Here is a 19,956-nt window from a genome sequence, read left to right as displayed (position 1 = left end):
AGATAGGTTGGAAGTGGAAGTGCAGCGATGTACGGAGCGGACCAATACTAATCGGTCGAGGACTTAACCAAGTAGAAATGGTGTTTGAAAGCAGAAAATTAATATTAGCTAGTTTTGAGGGAACGAAGTTCTTTCAAGCAGCAAGAAGTGTGGTGGCGATAGCCAGAAGGATACACCTGTTCCCATGCCGAACACAGCAGTTAAGCTTCTGCACGCCGAGAGTAGTTGGGGGATCGCCCCCTGCGAGGGTAGGACGTTGCCACGCTAACCTGAGTCTCTGATAGCATTTACTATCAGAGGCTTTTTTGTTATCATCATTATTATTGTGATAATTATTTGCCGTTTTAGCTCAGAAGGTAGAGCGTTTCCATGGTAAGGAAGAGGTCCCGGGTTCAAATCCCGGAAACGGCTTAACCAGTCAATCGAACTAACTATTTGGAAAACGTTAAAATCTGTCAAAAACTCCGAATTGTGATGCCTAAAAAATTGTTCAAATTAAAGCCAAGATTGTCTGAGGATAGCTGTACGTTTGTCTCATAAATTAAAATCGTATGATCGATAAAAAATGCCCACCATTTAAGGTGAGCATTTTTTGTCAGTGCGCCCGGCATGGGCGCTAACTAGGTGGTGAAAGTCCACTGTAGGCCTTAGTAGTAGGAACTACGAGCTAAGGACAAGGGTGTCCGCCGTGAGGCGGAATCTGAAGGAAGTCCAAGGCAAAGTGCTGAACCGATGAACAAGAACTGGCTATAAGGCCACTACTTGGAGGTAAGGTTGCATAACAAACTGAAGCCTCATACTACTCGAAGCAAGTAGCGGTAAAGCCAGCGGCTGCATGGCACGAAAGTTAGCGTCCTTACCCGGGGAGATCTGAATTGCACGTTCTGGCACAGAAGCGGAATGCATCTGACAGAACAAACCAGTCAGCAATGACTGGCCGAGCAGTTCAGAAGTCAGCCGAGGCCATAGTAGTTGTTTAGCAACGAAGGGCCGAACAATAATAATCTTCACTGATACAGGAGGTGGAAGCAGTGCGACAATCGCAGAAAACAGAAGCAGAGTCTGGCCGCCAACGGATGGTAGACCTGGAAGGTCAAGAGCAAGCGGGGGTGCGTAGCACCGCTTCTGGTGAACGCACAGTCGGAAATGACGTTTCGTTTCAAGCGTTGGTCCTGTCCCGCGGGAATCTAAATGAAGCCTACGAACGGGTCCGACGTAATAAAGGAGTTGCCGGTATTGATGGCATGACCGTCTACCAAGTGCTCCCATATTTGAAAGCGCACCGTGATGAGTTTATCGCCACCCTGCGTGATGGTACGTATAAGCCCCAACCGGTCAAACGGGTGGAAATCCCCAAGCCGGATGGGTCAATGCGAAAGCTGGGTATCCCAACCGTGCTGGACAGGATTGTCCAACAAAGAGTCGCTCAAGTCTTGGCGCCAATGTTTGAGAAAGTCTTTTCAGACAGCAGCTTTGGCTTCCGGCCCCATCGGAGTGCTCAGGATGCCATTCAACGGGTCACTAAACTTTACGACCAGGGTTATCACTACGTGATTGACTTGGATCTAAAGGCTTATTTTGACACTGTAAATCATGATCTTCTGATGAAGTTCATGAAGCAGTATGTCAGTGATCCGTGGGTATTGCATCTCATTCGTCAGTTCCTAACTAGTGGGGTGATGAATGGCAAGCTGTTTGAGTGTTCCGAAAAGGGAACGCCGCAAGGCGGACCAATCTCTCCATTGTTGGCCAATGTCTACCTCAATGAGCTGGATAAGTTATTGACCAAACGTGGTCACCAATTTGTTCGCTATGCCGATGACTGTAACATTTACGTCAAAAGTAAGCGAGCTGGTTATCGGGTTTTGGCTAGCATTACCAAGTTCCTTGAGAAGACGTTGAAGGTTACTGTCAACCAAAAGAAAACGAAGGTTGGTTCTCCCCTGCGGTTGAACTTCCTTGGCTTCTCATTAGGGGTCAATTCCAAAGGAGCCTATGCTCGTCCTAGTCAAAAGGCTAAACGGCGGGTTCGATTGGCGCTCAAGCAATTGACTAAACGTAATCGAGGGCGAAAACTCGATGTGATTTTCAGAGAGATTCGCCAAAAGATGCGTGGGTGGCTGCAATACTACAGCATTGGCGAAATGCGGACGTTCGTTCAGCAAATTGACCAATGGTTGCGCTCGCGAATTCGCCAGTATATTTGGAAAATGTGGAAAAAGCCGGCCACCAGAGCAAAAGCTCTGATGAAATTAGGCATGATGCATAACCAAGCTTGGAAGTTTGCGGAAACCAGAAAAAGTTACTGGCGGACAGCGCATTCCAAAACACTGACATATACCATTACAAACAAAAGACTGGAACGCCGTGGACTCATAAATCTGTCCAAGACACTCCAGTCAATTGAAACAAAACGTTTAAGTTATTGAACCGCCGTATACGGAACCGTACGTACGGTGGTGTGAGAGGTCGGTAGCGTGAGCTACCTCCTACTCGATTGCGTAGATCATTTTTCAGTATAAAGTGATTTCGGAATCCCGTATTGAGATCTGCCCAAAGCTTTTTGTAACCAAGGAACACACCAGTAATCTAATCCAAATGACCGACCTGATCCATTCATCAAAGCAATGGCCACAAATAGAATCCAAGTTGTTGGCCAGGACATCATTGCCGCAAAGAATAAGACAATGACGGCGAGGTTGGCAATCCACGTGAATAGCCCCAAGAAGATTAAGCAGCCAAGAATGGCTTCAAACATTGCCAAGCCACCGCTTCCAGTAATGAGATAATGCGCACTAATGCCGTCAATCATTAAAGCAAGTCCGAAGAACAAGCGCATCGGAACACTCCAGAGAACGTTACTCCTCCGTGAAGTATGAGCACCAAACACTGTTCGATTATCATTTGCTCTAAAGAACTCGTCCAAAATATAGTTGAACATAAAGTATCCAGAACGAATTCGCCAGAAGTAAAGCAAATTGGAACCATGCTTCATGATAGTTGCGATCCAACCTCGGATTCGCTTACCACCAAACACTTGGGCAATTCCATAACGGGCACCAAATGATACCGTGAAGCCCATGTTCTTATCGTGAAATTCCAGGTAGTTGTGGTTACCGTCAATATCTGCGGCGATATTAGTTGAGGTCACAACGGCTTCGTTTTCAGCTTCTTGGGCAGTTTGGGGAACAGCTCGTTCAGCGCCTTGCTCAGTCGCAGCGGCATCGTCACCAGCAACGTAGATACTATTGTCCTCAAATCCTTTAGCCTGCAAATATTGGTTGGTGACTAATCGGCCACCGTGACCAGCATCAATTCCGAAACTATCAGCAATTGAACTTGTCTTAACCCCTGCAGTCCAGATCAGTGTATTGGTTGAAATAGAATCTTGATCTTTAATATCAACACTATCTTTATTAACACTTACAATCATTGATGAAGGTCGAATATCAACATTGTTCTTCTTCATGTAAGCTTCTGCGTGGGCCGCGTTGGTTCGATCAAGCATGTTAATAATCGTTGGAGCAGCTTCAACCAAAATGACTTTGATCTCGTTGGGGTCAATCTTGTTTTCTTTGGCAAGCACTTTCTTATAATCAATCAACTCACCAACAGTTTCGGCACCAGTAAAACCAGAACCGCAGACAACAATCGTTAGCAGGGATTGTCGCTTACGTGGATCTCGTTCAATTGCCCCTTTAGCAATCGTTTCTTTGATGTGCGTTCTCAACCGCATTGCGTCTTCAATCGACCAAAGTGTAAAGCCATTTTCCTTAACTCCGGCAGTTCCAAAGTCGTTAGGTTCACCACCTAAGCTGATTAACAGGCTGTCAAATGGGTAGGTGCCATTTTTACAAGTAACTAACTTGTTTTGTTTATCGACAGAAATAACCTCATCGGTGACAAGTTTGACATTCTTCTGCTTGTGAAAAATCCTTTGTAAATCATACCGAACACTGTTGGGATTAACCCGATCCGTTGCAACTTCATGAAGTCGTGTTAAATAGGTAAAGAATGAATGTTTGTCGATCAATGTGATCTTAACATCTTGGTTACTCTTGAAATGCTTGGCAAGTTTCTTCGTAGCGTAAACCCCAGCAAAGCCAGCACCGATAACAACGATATTTTTAGTCATGAAATATTCCTCCCCCTAATAAAAACTGATAAGATCCCTTAAATATACAAAGAATGAATGATAGCATAAACGTTTCTTATCACCATCAGTATAAGAGGGCTAGCGCGAATTGTCTAATGAAAGCCATTCCAATCTTGAACTGAAATCGATTAATCAAAACTAAAACGTTGATCTAATCGATTAAATAGCGCTTTCTAAAGATTAGTTACATAATACTTACTGTATTGATAATTTATAAGCTATTAATGATAATTAAATGATAGTAAAGTTTGAATATTCAGTCATTTCTATATACAATGAAGTTATGTGAGGGAACTCATTAGTGTTTTGCAAGGGGGGATATAATAATGTTAAGTGTTGGACTTTCGATGTTATGGTTATCACGTTTTCAATTTGCGATGACCACGGTCTTCCATTTCTTCTTCGTACCGTTTTCGATTGGTTTAGCTTTTATCGTTGCAATTATGGAAACGGTTTACGTTATCAAGAAAGATGAAGTCTATAAGAACATGGCAAAATTTTGGGGGAAGATTTTCCTGTACAGTTTTGCTGTGGGGGTTGTAACTGGTATTATCCAAGAATTCCAGTTTGGAATGAACTGGTCTGATTATTCACGGTTTATGGGTGATATCTTTGGTGCGCCATTGGCCATTGAAGCCTTGGCGGCCTTCTTTATGGAGTCGACATTCATTGGCCTTTGGATGTTTACTTGGGATCGCTTCAATAAAGTGATTCACTGTTTGTTTATCTGGTTAACTGCATTTGGTTCAACTTTATCCGCACTTTGGATTTTAGCTGCCAACAGCTTTATGCAGAATCCGGTTGGGTATGCGATGAACGCTGCTCAGCACAAAGTTGAAATGACCAGTTTCTCAGCTGTTATTATGAATCGTCAACTATGGAATGAATTTCCACACGTTATCTTTGGCGCATTCTTAACGGCTGCATTTGTGGTTGCCGGCTGTTCAGCATGGCGACTGTTAAAGAAGGATCACGAGAACTTCTACCGCAAATCAATGAAAGTTTCATTAATCATCGGGCTGCTTGCTTGCATGGGTTCCGTATGGTCTGGTGATACGCAGACTCGTTACTTGATTAATAATCAACCAATGAAGTTTGCCGCAATGGAAGGAATTTATAAGAATTCAACCGAAAAAGGTGATTGGTCGGCGGCTCAAGGAACCAAGAATCATCAAAAGACTTGGTCAATTGAAATTCCTTATGTGCTTAATATTTTGGGGCATCATAGCTTAAATGGTACCTTTAAAGGCCAAGAACAGGTCAACAAAGAATTAAAGGCTAAGTATAACAAGAACGGGGAAACTCGTAACTATTATGTACCAACTCGAACCTTGTTCTGGAGCTTCAGAATTATGGCCATTTCCGCTGGCTTATTTGGCTTAGTGGCAATCATTGGTTTATGGTTCAATCGTAAGAAGTCTCAAAGCATTATGAGGCAACGCTGGTTCTTGTACGTAATGGGACTCATGGTATGGTTACCATTTATCGTTAATACCTGTGGCTGGTTCATCACTGAATTTGGTCGTTACCCTTGGGTTGTCTACGGGCTATTAACAATTGCGGATGCCGTATCGCCAACTTCTACCGTCGCAAGCCTCATGTTTACGAACATCGTTTACTTCTTGATATTCGCATCACTTGGGGCAGTTATGATTATTTTGAGTCATCGAGTCCTCAAGCAAGGACCGGATTTTGTGACGACTGATGGCTATTCATCTAAGCCTGAAAAGACTTCCAAAGTAGATCCTTATGAAATGGGGGCGGCTCATAATGACTAATCTGCAATTACTTTGGTTTCTGTTGATTGGTGTCCTGTTCAGTGGATTCTTCTTCCTGGAAGGATTTGATTTCGGGATTGGAATGGCTGTTCGGTTCTTCGCAAAGAATCGTGATGAACGGGATGTCGTGATTCAAACAATCGGGCCTCATTGGGACGGTAACGAAGTTTGGCTGATTACCGCTGGTGGTGCGATGTTTGCATCGTTCCCGATGTGGTACGCTTCATTATTCTCCGGTTATTATCTGGTGTTGTTCCTGATTTTGGTTGCCTTGATCTTCCGAGGCGTTTCGTTTGAATTTCGTGCTAATATGCAAACCGATACTTGGCGAAACTTCTGGGAATGGGCAGCTTCAATTGGTAGTTTCTGTGCAGCGTTCCTCTTTGGGATGATGTTTGTCAGCATGATTCAAGGAATGCCAATTGATGCTAATGGTAATATCTTTGGTAGCTTCACTGATTATGTCAATTGGTTCTCATTAGTTGGTGGAGTTGCAGTTTCATTGCTTTGCTTCATCCACGGCTTGAACTTCCTGCGATTAAAGACAACTGGTGAGCTTCGTGATCGGGCTCAAAAATGGAGCAAGATTCTTTATCCGGTCTTACTTGCTGGTGAAGTTGTCTTTGTTATCCTGCTTTACTTGACTACTGATTTCTTTGCTAAGAAGCCAGTTTCAACATGGTCCATCTTGATTGCTTTGGTTATTTTTACCTTGGCTGCATGGTGGGGTGCTCGAGCAAAACACGACTGGGCATCATTCATTGCCAGTGGGCTATCACTCATTAGCGTAGTTGTCCTGATTTTCAATGGATTATTCCCACGAGTCATGATTGCTAATAATAGTGCAAACTCAATCTTAATTAAAAATGCATCAAGTTCTCCATACACGTTGCATCTGATGACAATTTTGACGTTTACGATTTTGCCAATTGTTCTGATTTACTTTATTTGGAGCTATTGGGTATTCTACAAGCGTTTGAAGTCACCAAGAGCTGCAGAACAATAAGTGCGTAACAAGTGATGACTTGAACATCAACTAAATAACAGGTTGTGGTGCGTGTCTTGACGTACTGCAACCTGTTATTTAGTTAAGGGGCAAGAAAGTGGCTTATTGAAGTAAATGAAATCGCCATTTCCCCAAATTCCGTTGATTATGTATATCATTGTGATCAATTTTTAACTATACTAAAGGCAGTATGAACGATTAGGGGAGTGAAGTTTTGATTGATAAACGCTTATTTAATCTACCAGGGATGAGACGATATGTCATCATTCTTGGAATTCTGGTTTTTCTGCAGGCGATTGCGATTATTATTCAAGCCAGATATTTGTCGATTGCAATTGTTAATTTGTGGAACCTCATGCCAATCGGTTCGATCATTTTGCCAACCAGTATTTTTACGGTTGCCTTTTTGGGTCGCCATTTATTGACGGTGTGGCAGAACCGGGTGCTATTTCCATTTGTTGAAAAAACAAGTGGTGATATGCGTGAAAATCTGATGGCAAAGATCTTTCGGTTAGGCCCGGCAGAAATTGACAAACAGGGGACTGGAAACATCGTCACAATGGCATTGGAAGGAATTGATCAAGTTCAAACTTATTTGATGCTAGTTATTATCAAGATGTTGGACATGTCGATCACACCATGGTTAATTTTGATTTATATTTTATTTATTCGCTGGGAACAAGCTCTTTTTCTATTGATCATTTTTCCGGTTATTATTTTATTTATGGTGATTTTAGGCTTAGCTGCTCAAAGCAAGGCTGATCGCCAATATGAAGGTTATCAGCACTTGTCAAATCACTTTGTTGATACGTTGCGGGGGCTTTCAACCCTGAAGCAGTTGGGCCTCTCCAAGCGATATGCCAACAATGTCTATTCAGTTAGTGAATCTTATCGAACTGAAACCATGTCCACGCTAAGAATTGCGTTGACCTCAACGTTTGCTTTGGATTTTTTCACAACGTTATCTATCGCGGTCGTTGCTGTTTTCCTTGGGTTTGATTTACTGGATGGCAAAGTTATGCTGTTGCCAGCGCTAACAATTTTAGTGCTTGCCCCAGAATATTTTCTGCCAATTCGTAACTTTGCCAATGACTATCACGCAACCTTAAATGGGAAAAATGCGATGTCTGCCGTTCTGGATGTACTGCATCAACCGGAAATGAAACAACGGGATGAATTACCTGATTTCAAGTGGAGTCAAGACTCAATCCTCACACTGGATCACGTCAATTTTACCTATCCCGAAACGACCCAACCTGCATTAAAAGAGATTTCAGTGACAATCAAAGGGATGAAAAAGATTGGCATCATTGGCGCCTCGGGCTCTGGAAAATCGACGTTGATTAACTTAATTGGAGGGTTCTTATCTCCTGATAAGCCCGATCAAGTTGCGATTGACGGTCACAAGTTACCTCATTTGGATCAGGCGGCATGGCAGAGAAATTTCTTGTACATCCCACAGAATCCTTATTTGTTCCACGCAACTTTAGCTGACAATATTTCGTTTTATGTGGATAATGCGTCAAAACAGTCGATTGAGGACGCTGCCCATCGAGCTGGCTTGGTTGAATGGATAAAAACATTGCCAGCAGGTCTTGATACTATGATTGGTGAGGGTGCGCGAACGGTGAGCGGCGGTCAGTCCCAACGAATTGCACTGGCGCGGGCATTCCTAGATACTGATCGAAAAGTTTTACTGTTTGACGAGCCCACTGCTCATTTGGATATCGAAACTGAAGCGGCATTAAAAACCGATATTCTACCAGTCTTCAATGACCACTTGGTATTCTTCGCAACCCATCGCCTTCATTGGATTGGTGAAATGGATTACGTGCTCGTCATGGATCACGGCAAATTGGTCGAACAGGGAACGCCTGCAGAACTTGCCCATAAGAATGGCGATTATGTTAAATTGCGTTCAGAAATGGAGGCGTCCGACCTATGAAAGGATTAAGAGAAACGTTTGCCAATGACACGTGGGTAATGCCCTATTTGAGAAAGTATAAGGGCCTATTAATTTTGGTTCTGTTTCTAGGATTTATGACTTTCTTCTCAGGTGGAGCGTTGATGTTCAACTCCGGCTACCTGATTAGTGAGGCCGCTAGACAGCCCTCAAGCATCATTTATATTTATGTACCCGTTGTTTTGGCCAGGGCATTTGGAATTGCCAGGCCAACATTTAGGTACATTGAGCGGCTAACGAGTCACAACTGGGTTCTCAAAATCGTTTCTGATTTCAGAAAGAAACTTTATCAAACAGTCGAGCGCAAAGCTTCGGCGATTCAACGATCGCATCAGACCGGTGATATTTTGAGTATTCTGGCAGATGATATTGAGCATATTGAGAATCTTTATCTAAGAACCGTTTTCCCAATGGTAATTGGCTGGCTGTTGTACTTGTTCATTGTCATTGGGGTCGGCTCACTGAATTGGGTGGTTGGCTTATTGATGTTGCTGTTACTAGGGGTCATCGTAATTGTGCTGCCCCTTGCCTCTGTGGCAACCAACGGCGTTCGCGAGTATCGACAACATCAGATTCAACATGAATTCTATACCAACTTAACGGATGAAGTGCTCGGATTGGGTGACTGGCTAATTTCTGGCAGATATGACGATTTCATCAATCTGCAAAAAAAGCCGATTAAAGAAATTGCTCAACTGCGAAAGAAAGACCATTACTTCCAGTGGTGGCGCTCGTTCTTTGTCCAATTTGTCGTCTTATTAACGACCATTACGCTATTGATCTGGGCAGCCAACTCGTTCACTGCGACTAAATCGTTGGCAAACTGGGTTGCGGCGTTTGCGTTGGCCATTTTTCCGGCGGTTTCACCATTCCTCAATATGAGTCAGGGACTTTCGGAGTGGCCGGTTTATCGACGCTCAATTGAGCGGGTCAACCAACTTGATACGGATCAACCTGCAAAGGTCGACCAAAATCAGCTGGAGGGTGATTTTAAAGAATTAAAAATCGCCAACATGACATTTAAATATCCGGATGGTGATCGAAACATCGTCAATGACATTTCAATGACGATCCATCCCGGTGAAAAGGTTGCTTTACTAGGACCTAGTGGAACAGGAAAGAGCACCTTCTTAAAGTTACTGGTCGGGGATCTGATTCCTAACGACGGCCAAATATTGGCTAATGGTAAGGATGTTTCATCTTTGCAGAAAGTTCGTTCATCGCTATTTGGCATCTTGGATCAGCAGCCATACTTGTTTGATACAACTGTTATGAATAATGTTCGATTGGGTAATACAAATGCAACGGATGATGAAATCAAAGACGCGATCGCTGCGGTTGGTTTAAAAGATTTGATTGAATCATTACCAGACCAGTATGATATCGAAGTTCAAGAAGCTGGTAAACGATTCTCAGGCGGTGAACGGCAACGGTTGTCTTTGGCAAGAATTTTGCTGCAGGATGCGCCAATTATCATTTTGGATGAACCAACAGTCAGTTTGGACCCAATTACCGAGAAGAAATTATTAGATCAAGTGTTTGACTTGCTCCACAATAAAACGATTATTTGGGTTACTCACCATTTGGCAGGAATTGCCCACGTCGACCAAGTACGATTCTTGGAAAATGGGCGCTTTGATATGCAGGGAACCCCTCAGGAATTGTATCAGCAAGAGCCAAGGTTCAGGCAGCTGTACGATTTAGACAGAGGGAAGTAAAGAGTACTGCCAAAGCAGCTTGAAGTCGAAGCATTGATTCTATGTGTTTTTTTGAATTCACTTTCAATCTGCCTGGCAATCATTGTTTTGAATGGGGTTAAGACGCAGCTTGCGAAATTCAATATTTCCTGTATGATGGTTCATAGTTCAAATTTATATGGATGATCATTAAAGGAGTTAAAATGCAAAAACAGTCTCACTCATTCAGTCGTTATCTGATCGTCGGCATTGTGGGGATCATTGCTTTAAGTATCCTCACGGTTATCACGGCTAGTGCCCCCAGCCACTTAACTGACACGAACGCTTCTGCCAATACCCGCACGAAAAAAACTGCGAACATTCACTTAACTAAACGTGAAAAAAAGGTCGCTGGCAAGTACAAGTTGACGAAGCTGCAAACTCGAACAGCATCGAAAACGCCGATCACCGCCATTGGGGACTCCGTGATGTTGGATGTCAAGCCCAATATTAAGCAAGCTTTCCGCCATAGTGTTGTGAACGGTTCGGTTGGCCGCCAGTTCTATTCGTTACCTAAAATTGTTCGGGACCTCAAAGCTCATGGCCATCTGGGCAAATATATCGTTATCAACTTAGGAACAAATGGACCGCCAACTCAAGTAGATATCGATTCGGTCCTGAAAACGGTTGGTCAAAAACGGCAGATCTTTTGGATTAATACCAGAGTTCCCCGTCATTGGCAAGCAACAACCAATCGGCTAATTTCTAAAAATGCTAAAAAACATGCTAATGTACACGTAGTCAATTGGTATAAAGCCAGTAAAGGTCACTCTGGCTGGTTTGCCAGTGACCGGGTTCATGTTGATTTGACCGGGGCCCGTTACTATACCCGCGAATTGGTGAGGAAAGTTTCAGATGTCTTGAATTGATGTTTCAAAAATTCGAGATGGGGACGAAAGGCAAATTGATCCCAGAATTTAAATGAAAAAAGTAATGCATTCTGGTTTTGAAATGCATTACTTTTTTTGCTTAAATTCTGGGATCTGCCGTTTGTCGCAAATTTTATCAATATAAGAATGGCAAGGATTGCTCGTTCGCTACAAATCTTGTCGGGGCGGATACAAATTAACGGCATATGTTGGTTATTCAACGAGCTTTGCCAATTCTTCGAATGCAATTGGCAAGGTTTTATCGTCACCCAGGTCAGTAAAATGATGTCCATGGGGAACTAACACATATTTGGCGTGTAAATGGCGGGCCATTGTCAGGGTGTACTGATAAGGTACGCTTGGGTCATCCATTGCGGAAATAACGGTGACTTTCCGAATTTTGGGGAGGACGTTGGAATAGTCGACCGGATGTTCGGTGAAGCCGTCTAGTTCCGGAATCGTCCAAATGGGCTCATCAAATCCAGAAACTAACAGAACGTTGATATGGTGAATGTCGTGGGCTTCCAGGTAATGCAGTACTTGAATGCAACCCAAACTGTGACCAACCAACGTTATGCCGTCTTGGGATTTGATGGTTTGGTCACAATAGTTATTCCACGCGGAAACTGTGGGGTGGTAGGAATCTGGAAAATTCAGCTTCTTAAATGGAATTCCTAAGTTTTCTTCAACTTGGGTTTCAAGCCATGGGAACCAGTGGTCTGCCGCAAATGATGTGTAACCATGGAACATATATACAGTTGATCCTGACATAATTTCACCTGAATTCACGATTATTGATCTCTTGAGAGAAGTAATTGGGTCAGCGCTTTCAAGTCAACTTTGGCTTGTTGGTCGGGCAATTGAGAAATCAGATCCAACGCCTCTGATGTCAACTGATGAGCAATCTCAAGTGACTTTGCGACCCCACCGGATTCAATCACGAGGCGCTGGATTTCTGAGATGTCCAAGGGGAGTAGCTGCTGTTTCTTTGCCAGTAATGGCTTTAGTGCTTTGGTTTGTTGATTGGCTAAAATGAGCGGTAGGGTATAGACACCAGATTGAAGATCTTCCAAAACCGGCTTGCGGGTCTTCTTCGTGTTGCCTTGATAATCTAAAACATCATCCAGAATTTGATAGGCCTGACCAATCTTCAAGCCAATCTCGCCGCCGAGTGTCACAAGCTGAGTCGGTGCGTTGGTCAAAATAGCTCCCTGTTGAAAACTCAATTTGAATAGTTCCGCTGTCTTGCCGGTAATTTCATGAAAATAATCGGCTTTGCTCATTTTTGGGTTATAATTATAGCTCATTTGATCCAGTTCACCGTTCAAAATAGTTTGCATGGCCTCAACGTGGCGTTGCATGTTTTTTGGATCTTGCGTAGCCTTTAAGACCTCGGTGAAGTAACATGTAAATAGATAGTCTCCAGCGTAGATGGCATTTTTTTGACCGAATTCAGTGTGAACTGTCGCAACCCCTCTACGAATAGGAGATTGGTCAATCACATCGTCGTGAATCAGGGTCGCCACATGAAGTAGTTCTAGAGCGGCAGCACCAGATCGGAGTGTTTTGGGATCGGTTGGCTGACCAAACTCAGAAAATAGATAGAAAAATCCAGGCCGGAGGAGCTTTCCACTTGCTTTAAGCAATTGTAAAACTTTATGATGAATAGGTTGGTTATTGAGACTGACTGCTGTTAACAGGTAAGGCTGCAAATCAGCTAATTTTGTTTGAATGTGTGGGAATTGACGCCAGAGTTGATGAACCATGAGATACCTCAATCTTTAACGAATTTTAACTACAACATCTAAGATACAAATTCAACGGGCAGTTGTCAATTGAACAACGCGCCAAGTTTGAATTTAAGGAGTGAGAGAATTGCTCGATTTTGTTCAAACCTTTATGGATCGGAAAGCTGCTTTAGTCCAAGCACTTGGTCAACATTTGGCCATTTCATTTTGGGCGTTGTTAATTGCGGTGGTCATTGCGATTCCAGTAGCTATTTGGGTCCGCCGGTATCCCAAGGTGGCTCAGGTAATCCTGCAGCTGACCGGTGTCTTGCAGACAATTCCATCCCTAGCTTTATTGGGATTATTGATTCCGTTTGTTGGGATCGGAACGGTTCCGGCTATCATTGCATTGGTGGTGTACGCATTGCTGCCAATCTTTCAAAATACATATGTCGGCCTTACTGAGATTGATCCATCGACAGAAGAGGCTGCGGATGCCATGGGGATGTCACGTTCGCGAAAATTATTTCGAGTTGAGCTGCCAATGGCGATGCCAATTATCATTTCAGGAATTCGTACCTCGATGGTGCTGATTATCGGCACCGCAACCCTTGCTGCCTTGATTGGTGCAGGTGGGCTTGGTAACTTTATTTTGTTGGGAATTGACCGCAACAATACCAGTTTGATTCTGATAGGGGCCATTTCGGCTGCTTTATTAGCGATTGTGATGTCTTATTTCATTACAATTTTGCAAAAAATGAAATTCAGAAATGTGGTGATCCTAATTGGCACAATTGTGGTCATTGGTGGTAGCTTTGCTGGCTACACGGCCGTTTCTCAACTTAATCAAAAAGTCGTCATCGCAGGTAAGCTAGGGGCTGAACCCGAAATCTTGATTAATATGTACAAGGATTTAATCACCGCTAAAGATCCAAGGCTGGACGTTGAACTCAAACCCAACTTTGGCAAGACGAGCTTTTTATTCAGTGCGTTAAAGAGCAATCAAATTAATATTTACCCTGAGTTTACCGGGACGGTGTTGGAGACGCTGACGCACTCGTCGGTCACGCCCAAGACCCCAGCGGCCATTTATCGTTTGGGAAAGCAACAGTTAGCACAACAAGATCATATGGCTTATTTGAAGCCAATGGCCTATAACAATACTTATGGCATCGCGGTTAAGGAGTCATTCGCCCAGCGATATCATCTCAAGACCATCGAAGATCTACAGCAGGTTCAAGGGAAATTAAAAGCCGGAATGAGCATGGAATTTATGGATCGAAAGGATGGCTTGAAATTGGTTGAACGCCGGTATCACATTAAGTTCCCAGTGAAAGGGATGGAGCCGGAACTGAGATACCGAGCGATTCACGATAATCAGATTAACCTGATCGATTGTTACTCGACGGACAGCGAATTACGTCAATATCATTTGACTGTCCTGCAAGATAACAAGCATGTTTTTCCGATCTATCAGGGGGCTCCGTTGATGACTCAAGATTTTGCCAAGAAGCATCCCCAAGCAGTTAGCAGCTTGAATAAGTTGGCTGGCAAAATTTCTGAGAGACAGATTCAGCAGATGAACTATGAAGTGAATGTGTTAGATCAATCTCCTGCAAGCGTGGCCCGTCATTATTTGGTCCAGCATCATTTGATAAAGGAGTGATTTGATGGTTGAACCTCTGATTGAATTTAAAAACGTTTTTAAAAAATTTGACGGCAAACCTGTCATCAAAGATCTAAACTTGAGGATTATGCCAGGAGAATTATTTGTGCTGGTTGGCAGCTCGGGTTCCGGTAAGACGACCACTTTGAAAATGATTAATCGTCTTCTGGAGAAAAGTTCTGGCACAATCACGGTCGCCGGCAGGCCAGTTGATGATTATTCATTGACTGACTTACGTTGGAAAATCGGTTATGTCTTGCAACAAATCGCCCTGTTTCCTACTATGACGGTTGCCAAAAACGTTTCTGTGGTACCGGACATGCAGCACGTGGCAAGTCGCCAGGTCCATGCAATGGTCGATAATCTCTTAACCGAGGTTGGTTTGGATAAAGGCTTTCGGAATCGAATGCCCGGTGAACTTTCTGGCGGTCAGCAGCAACGAGTTGGTATTATTCGGGCACTAGCGGGTAAACCACCCATTATTTTGATGGATGAACCATTCAGCGCATTGGACCCATTGGCCAGAGAATCACTGCAGAAATTAATTTTGAAGTTACATACCAAATATCAAAACACCATCGTCTTTGTCACTCATGACATGGATGAAGCGCTAAAGCTCGGTGATCGGATTGGAATTATGAAGAATGGTCGCTTGCTACAGGTTGATACGCCCAAAGATATTACTAATAATCCTGCAAACAAGTTTGTGGCGGACTTTTTCAGTCATAATCGATACTCTGATTTGAATAAAATCCTTGTCAATCAAGTGATAGAGGCAGGCTTTATGGTTGCTCGACGGAGTGATGACCAGGCTCGATCGGCTCCAAGCATTGAGCAAATGTCAAATTTAAAAGAAGTATTGAGATTATTAGCTTCCGCACCCTTAGTTCGGATTATCGATGGGAGCGGCAAAACCGTGGGATATTTTGATAATGAGAGTATCATTCGTTTCTTGAGTACAATTTGAGAGGAGAGATTCTGATGGTTGAAAAATATGATGTTGTGATCCTAGGCGGTGGGGTTGCCGGCGGTTCGCTGGCCCATGCATTACGGCGCCAAAAAAAGACGGTTGCAGTTGTGGAGAACAATCTGTTTGGCGGGACTTGCCCAAATCGGGGGTGTGATCCCAAGAAAATTTTACTTGCAGGTTTAGAAGTCACCCAGACGGTTGCCGATATGCAGGGTAATGGGATTTCTGGCCACGTCGAAGTGAACTGGCCGGACCTGATGCGGCATAAGCGGCAATATACCGATCCCATTTCGCACGCGACTCAGCACTCGTTAGCAGCCGATGGCATTGACACGTTTCATGAATCGGGACAATTCAACCAAGAAGGTCAGTTGCAAGCTGGTGACCATTTACTCGCAGCCGATAACTATGTGATTGCAACCGGGCAGCGACCACGACGGTTGGATATTCCGGGCAAAGAATACTTTAAGACGAGTACCGATTTCCTCAACTTAAACGAAATGCCAAAAGACGTGACGTTCATTGGCGGTGGCTATATTGGTTTTGAATTAGCCGGAATTGCTCACGCTGCCGGTGCCAAGGTCCATTTAATCCACCATAATGATCATCCCTTAAAGCAGTTTGATTCTCAGTTGGTGAAACAAGCCATCACGCACCTTGAAGATGAAGGAATTGATGTTCAACTGAATCAGACCGTTACGCAAATTGCCAAGATAGGTGAGCAATATGTCCTTTCAGGTGAGGATAACTTCAAGCTCCCAACCGATATGGTATTTTGTACGGCGGGGCGGATTCCAAACATTGATACAATTGGTTTAGACCAAGTCGGCGTTGATTATGATGGTCACGGTGTTAAAGTAAATGACTATTTGCAAACGACTAATGACAAGATTTTTGCAATGGGGGATGTTGTTAGCACCAAGCGGCCTAAGTTAACTCCGGTTGCAGGTTATGAGGCTGGTTATCTTGCAAATTACTTTGCTAAAAGTCGAGATAAGATTGCTTTTAAATCAATTCCAACGCTGGTGTTTGGACAACCATCACTCGCCCGGGTCGGCCTGCCTTCGAGCATTGCAACTGGTGACGATCACTATTTGTTGATAAGCAACGATATGACTGGTTGGTATAGCTATCATCGGTTGAATGAACCCTTGGCTAAAGCTAAAGTGGTTGTGGACCGAGAAAATGGTACGGTGGTTGGTGCAACGGTATTAAGCAATCATGCAGACGATTTAATTAATATTTTTACGCTCATGATTGATCAGCGCATGAAGATTGATGATTTTAATAAGGAAATCTTGGCTTATCCATCGTTGGCAAGTGATGTGACCTACTTAGTGTAGTTGCGCACCAAGCATCTAGGTTTTGGAATTGAAGGAACGTTCATTTGTACAGCGGTTAATTTATTATTAATCTTGGCCGTGATTATGAAATATCATCACTCTATATTCAGCAACATCCACCAGGCTTGTATCATTTAACGGACGATTTGGCCAATCAAAAACACCTCCAAAGTCAAGCTATCACATGACTTTGGAGGTGTTTTTGATTTTTGATAGATAGGCGTAAAATTAATTAGTGGGATAATTTAGAGTCTTCACCCGATCGTTCGCTCAATCTTAATTTGACTATTATGCAAGGTTTCGTCCGAAATTAGTGGCGTTACATTGTCGATACTGATCAGGGTTAAATGGTGCATTGCTCTAGTGATAATTGTGTAAAGGGTGCCTAATAAAGAGTTATCAGGATAATTTTTCTCAGAAGTATCCCAGGCAATCACCGAATCAAATTCCAACCCCTTTGCAAGATAAATTGGCAGCACGAGCACACCTTTGGGCAAAGTTCGGTCAGCGTCCTTTAAAAGGGTGGCATTGGTTTCACTGTGAATTTGATCGTAAAGTTGTTTGGCTTCCCGCATATTCTTTGTCAAAATAGCGACCGTTCCGTATTTTTCTCGTTGATTGTTAACAGTCTTGATGACCTGGCTGACAGCATCCTTGAAGTCCGCTGCAAGTATCAATTCAGGAATATCGCCATCTCGATTAAACGCCTCGATGTCGGCACCATTTGGCAAAATTGATTTAGCAAACGTGGTAATCGGAAATGTCGATCTGTATGACCGCATCAAACTGATTAATCGCGAATTGCGCACCTTAAATGCGGCACTCAAATTCTGCAGGATTTCCTCTGGCTGTTCGACGTCTTTAAACAGGGCTTGTTCACTGTCACCCAACAAAGTCCACTTTGTTTGGGGAAATGCGTAACGGAGATACTTTAACTGGGCAATGGAGTAGTCTTGCATTTCATCAACAAATAAATATTTCATGGTATTATTCTGGCCGCTGTTGCAAATGTAATCGCGCATGTACAACAATGGGGCGCAATCGTCCAACTTGATTGAATGGAATTCAATGGCATCATTAAATTCATCGATAGCTTGTTGCCATTTGGGCTGCTGGATATTCTGCGGTAAGGCAACCGTCGCAAGGAAATCGGCATACTGCAGATATGCATCTAAAAAGTTATCGTTGAAGATGGCATCGTAAACAACCCTTAATCGGTCAGTGACAATCTTTTGAGCAATGAAGAACCGTTCGTCATCTTCGTTTTGGAATTCACCCAGGGATTTTCCTGCCAGTAAATCGTGATATTTTTCGTCACTGAGTTGATCAATTTCATCATTGACCCAGTCTTCCTGAGTTTCTTTGTTAATCCTGCGTTTAAGCCGCTTGATTAATTCGTTCTTAGTTTGTAAATAGCGCTCAGAAACTTTGGCTGCTTTTGGAAAACTATCAAAAATTGAGCGGATTTCTCGCTTACTGAAGAAGACCGCTTCGTTAAAAATAATGTCACTGAAGTAAATGTGACTAGCGGATAAATGATCGCAATATTCTTTAGCTTCATCCATGAACTTTGCGGACTCCTTAAAGTTGCGAATATTTCGCTGTTGGGTGGTTAGTTGACCATCAGTTTCATAACGTTCAAACAGACTTTGAACATTTAAGCCTTTTAATCGATTATCAATAAATTCGTCAAAGGTGACTTGGCGCATATTCCGTTCTCCCAAACTGGGAAGGACTTCCGAGATATAGTGACTGAACAGCTTATTTGGTGAGAATAAAATAATTTGATCAGCTTCTAAAGTGTCGCGGCTGTGATAGAGTAAAAACGCAATTCGTTGAAGAATTGCAGAGGTCTTACCCGATCCGGCAACCCCTTGGACAACCAGTAAGTTGCTCTTGGTGTCTCGGATGATGTCGTTTTGTTCATGCTGAATGGTGGCAACAATATTCTGCATGTAGTCGTCATTTTGAGCCCCTAATGCCGATTGGAGCATCTCATCGCCAACAGTCTCGTTGGTATCAAACATGTTGCGGATGTTGCCATTGACAATCTGAAATTGGCGCTTTTTCTTCAACGTCGTTTCCTGTTCGCCCATTGGCGTTTCGTAAGCGACTCTACCTAAAGTACCATTATAGTAAATACTGGAAATGGGTGCCCGCCAATCATACACGAGAAATTCACCATCGGCGTTTTCAAATGAGGCGATCCCAATATAAAGTTGTTCTTCATCCGGTTCGTCATCATCTTGAATATCAATTCGACCAAAGTAGGGTGATTTTTTCAAGTCATGGAGAGTCGATAATTGGGTTTTGAGGATACTTTCATTTTCTGTCAATCGGGAAACCAGGCCCCGTTGTTGTTGTAATTCAGCGCTGGTTTCGATTCGATCATCAACTTCAAAGTAGTTAACCGAAGTGTTATCGGAATAGTCCCGTTGGACCCGTTTTGTTTCTGAGTGGGCGCGGTCGTACTCTTGTTTGGTCGTTAAAATCTTTTGCTGAATTTTTGAAACGACTTGATCCACTCGTTGCTGTTCTTTTGCTTGTTCGTCGTTTTCCAAGAGAGGCCTCCATTTGTCCGTTACCTGATTCATCTTTAACTAAATGCTTGCACAATTTTAGATTGATTTTGGCGTCCTGTCAATCCAAGTGGCTTAAAGAATTAATGGAGATAATTATCTATTTAACAAGCCTTTACTTTTCGCCGATTTATCAGTAAAATTAACCTGTTATGAACAAGTC

At 43.1% G+C, this 19,956-nt stretch carries 13 protein-coding genes, 1 tRNA gene and 1 rRNA gene; 11 read left to right on the top strand and 4 right to left on the bottom strand.

The features are described 5' to 3' along the window. Window positions 1–148 precede the first annotated feature (148 nt). The 3 genes from rrf to ltrA all read left to right on the top strand — a co-directional run bounded on the left by rrf (window position 149) and on the right by ltrA (window position 2,429). A 5S ribosomal RNA gene (gene rrf / locus QUF07_RS01895) occupies window positions 149–265 on the top strand. 73 nt (window positions 266–338) lie between these two features. Continuing rightward, a tRNA-Thr gene (locus QUF07_RS01890) sits at window positions 339–411 on the top strand. Between the two features lie 620 nt (window positions 412–1,031). Beyond that, complete coding sequence (gene ltrA, locus QUF07_RS01885; protein ID WP_289426668.1) at window positions 1,032–2,429, top strand: group II intron reverse transcriptase/maturase; 1,398 nt, start codon at window positions 1,032–1,034, stop codon at window positions 2,427–2,429. A 77-nt stretch (window positions 2,430–2,506) separates the two neighbouring features. Here ltrA and QUF07_RS01880 read toward each other — a convergent pair whose 3' ends face one another. After that, the gene (locus QUF07_RS01880; protein WP_289426667.1) at window positions 2,507–4,135 is read right to left on the bottom strand and encodes an NAD(P)/FAD-dependent oxidoreductase; all 1,629 of its coding nucleotides are present in this window, start codon (window positions 4,133–4,135) and stop codon (window positions 2,507–2,509) included. Between the two features lie 347 nt (window positions 4,136–4,482). Between QUF07_RS01880 and QUF07_RS01875 the strand changes: the two genes are divergently transcribed. The 5 genes from QUF07_RS01875 (at window position 4,483) to QUF07_RS01855 (ending at window position 11,508) form a co-directional block, all read left to right on the top strand. After that, window positions 4,483–5,934 carry a cytochrome ubiquinol oxidase subunit I gene (locus QUF07_RS01875; protein WP_289426666.1) on the top strand — a complete coding sequence of 484 codons (1,452 nt, stop codon included), beginning with the start codon at window positions 4,483–4,485 and terminating at the stop codon, window positions 5,932–5,934. After that, entirely contained in the window at window positions 5,927–6,940 is a 1,014-nt protein-coding gene (cydB, locus tag QUF07_RS01870; protein WP_217162412.1) for a cytochrome d ubiquinol oxidase subunit II, read from the top strand. The genes QUF07_RS01875 and cydB overlap by 8 nt, the downstream gene beginning before the upstream one ends. 214 nt (window positions 6,941–7,154) lie before the next feature. Continuing rightward, window positions 7,155–8,885: a thiol reductant ABC exporter subunit CydD gene (gene cydD / locus QUF07_RS01865; RefSeq protein WP_217162410.1), complete on the top strand. Its 1,731-nt coding sequence runs from the start codon at window positions 7,155–7,157 to the stop codon at window positions 8,883–8,885. After that, window positions 8,882–10,621: a thiol reductant ABC exporter subunit CydC gene (cydC, locus tag QUF07_RS01860; RefSeq protein ID WP_289426665.1), complete on the top strand. Its 1,740-nt coding sequence runs from the start codon at window positions 8,882–8,884 to the stop codon at window positions 10,619–10,621. The genes cydD and cydC overlap by 4 nt, the downstream gene beginning before the upstream one ends. 182 nt (window positions 10,622–10,803) lie before the next feature. Next, a complete protein-coding gene (locus QUF07_RS01855) occupies window positions 10,804–11,508 on the top strand; it encodes an SGNH/GDSL hydrolase family protein (protein ID WP_289426664.1) in 705 nt (234 codons plus the stop codon). A gap of 213 nt (window positions 11,509–11,721) precedes the next feature. Here the strand turns inward: QUF07_RS01855 and QUF07_RS01850 are convergent, their stop codons facing one another. Together QUF07_RS01850 and QUF07_RS01845 are read right to left on the bottom strand one after the other, a co-directional pair. Next, window positions 11,722–12,279: an RBBP9/YdeN family alpha/beta hydrolase gene (locus tag QUF07_RS01850; RefSeq protein ID WP_217341571.1), complete on the bottom strand. Its 558-nt coding sequence runs from the start codon at window positions 12,277–12,279 to the stop codon at window positions 11,722–11,724. A gap of 20 nt (window positions 12,280–12,299) precedes the next feature. Next, entirely contained in the window at window positions 12,300–13,274 is a 975-nt protein-coding gene (locus QUF07_RS01845; protein WP_217162392.1) for a polyprenyl synthetase family protein, read from the bottom strand. A 109-nt stretch (window positions 13,275–13,383) separates the two neighbouring features. Between QUF07_RS01845 and QUF07_RS01840 the strand changes: the two genes are divergently transcribed. The 3 genes from QUF07_RS01840 to QUF07_RS01830 are packed head-to-tail and all read left to right on the top strand — an operon-like array spanning window position 13,384 to window position 17,214. After that, on the top strand, window positions 13,384–14,901 hold the full coding sequence (locus QUF07_RS01840) for an ABC transporter permease/substrate-binding protein (protein ID WP_289426663.1): 1,518 nt from the start codon (window positions 13,384–13,386) through the stop codon (window positions 14,899–14,901). 4 nt (window positions 14,902–14,905) lie between these two features. Next, window positions 14,906–15,868, top strand: a complete 963-nt coding sequence (locus tag QUF07_RS01835) for an ABC transporter ATP-binding protein (RefSeq protein WP_217341557.1) — start codon at window positions 14,906–14,908, stop codon at window positions 15,866–15,868. Between the two features lie 14 nt (window positions 15,869–15,882). Beyond that, entirely contained in the window at window positions 15,883–17,214 is a 1,332-nt protein-coding gene (locus tag QUF07_RS01830) for a dihydrolipoyl dehydrogenase family protein (protein WP_217162386.1), read from the top strand. 254 nt (window positions 17,215–17,468) lie between these two features. Here QUF07_RS01830 and helD read toward each other — a convergent pair whose 3' ends face one another. Then, entirely contained in the window at window positions 17,469–19,775 is a 2,307-nt protein-coding gene (gene helD, locus QUF07_RS01825) for an RNA polymerase recycling motor HelD (RefSeq protein WP_217162384.1), read from the bottom strand. Window positions 19,776–19,956: the final 181 nt, after the last annotated feature.

It is taken from the genome of Lentilactobacillus sp. TOM.63 (assembly GCF_030361045.1).
GTDB lineage: Bacteria > Bacillota > Bacilli > Lactobacillales > Lactobacillaceae > Lentilactobacillus > Lentilactobacillus dabitei.
This window is presented reverse-complemented; position numbering and strand designations above follow the sequence as displayed.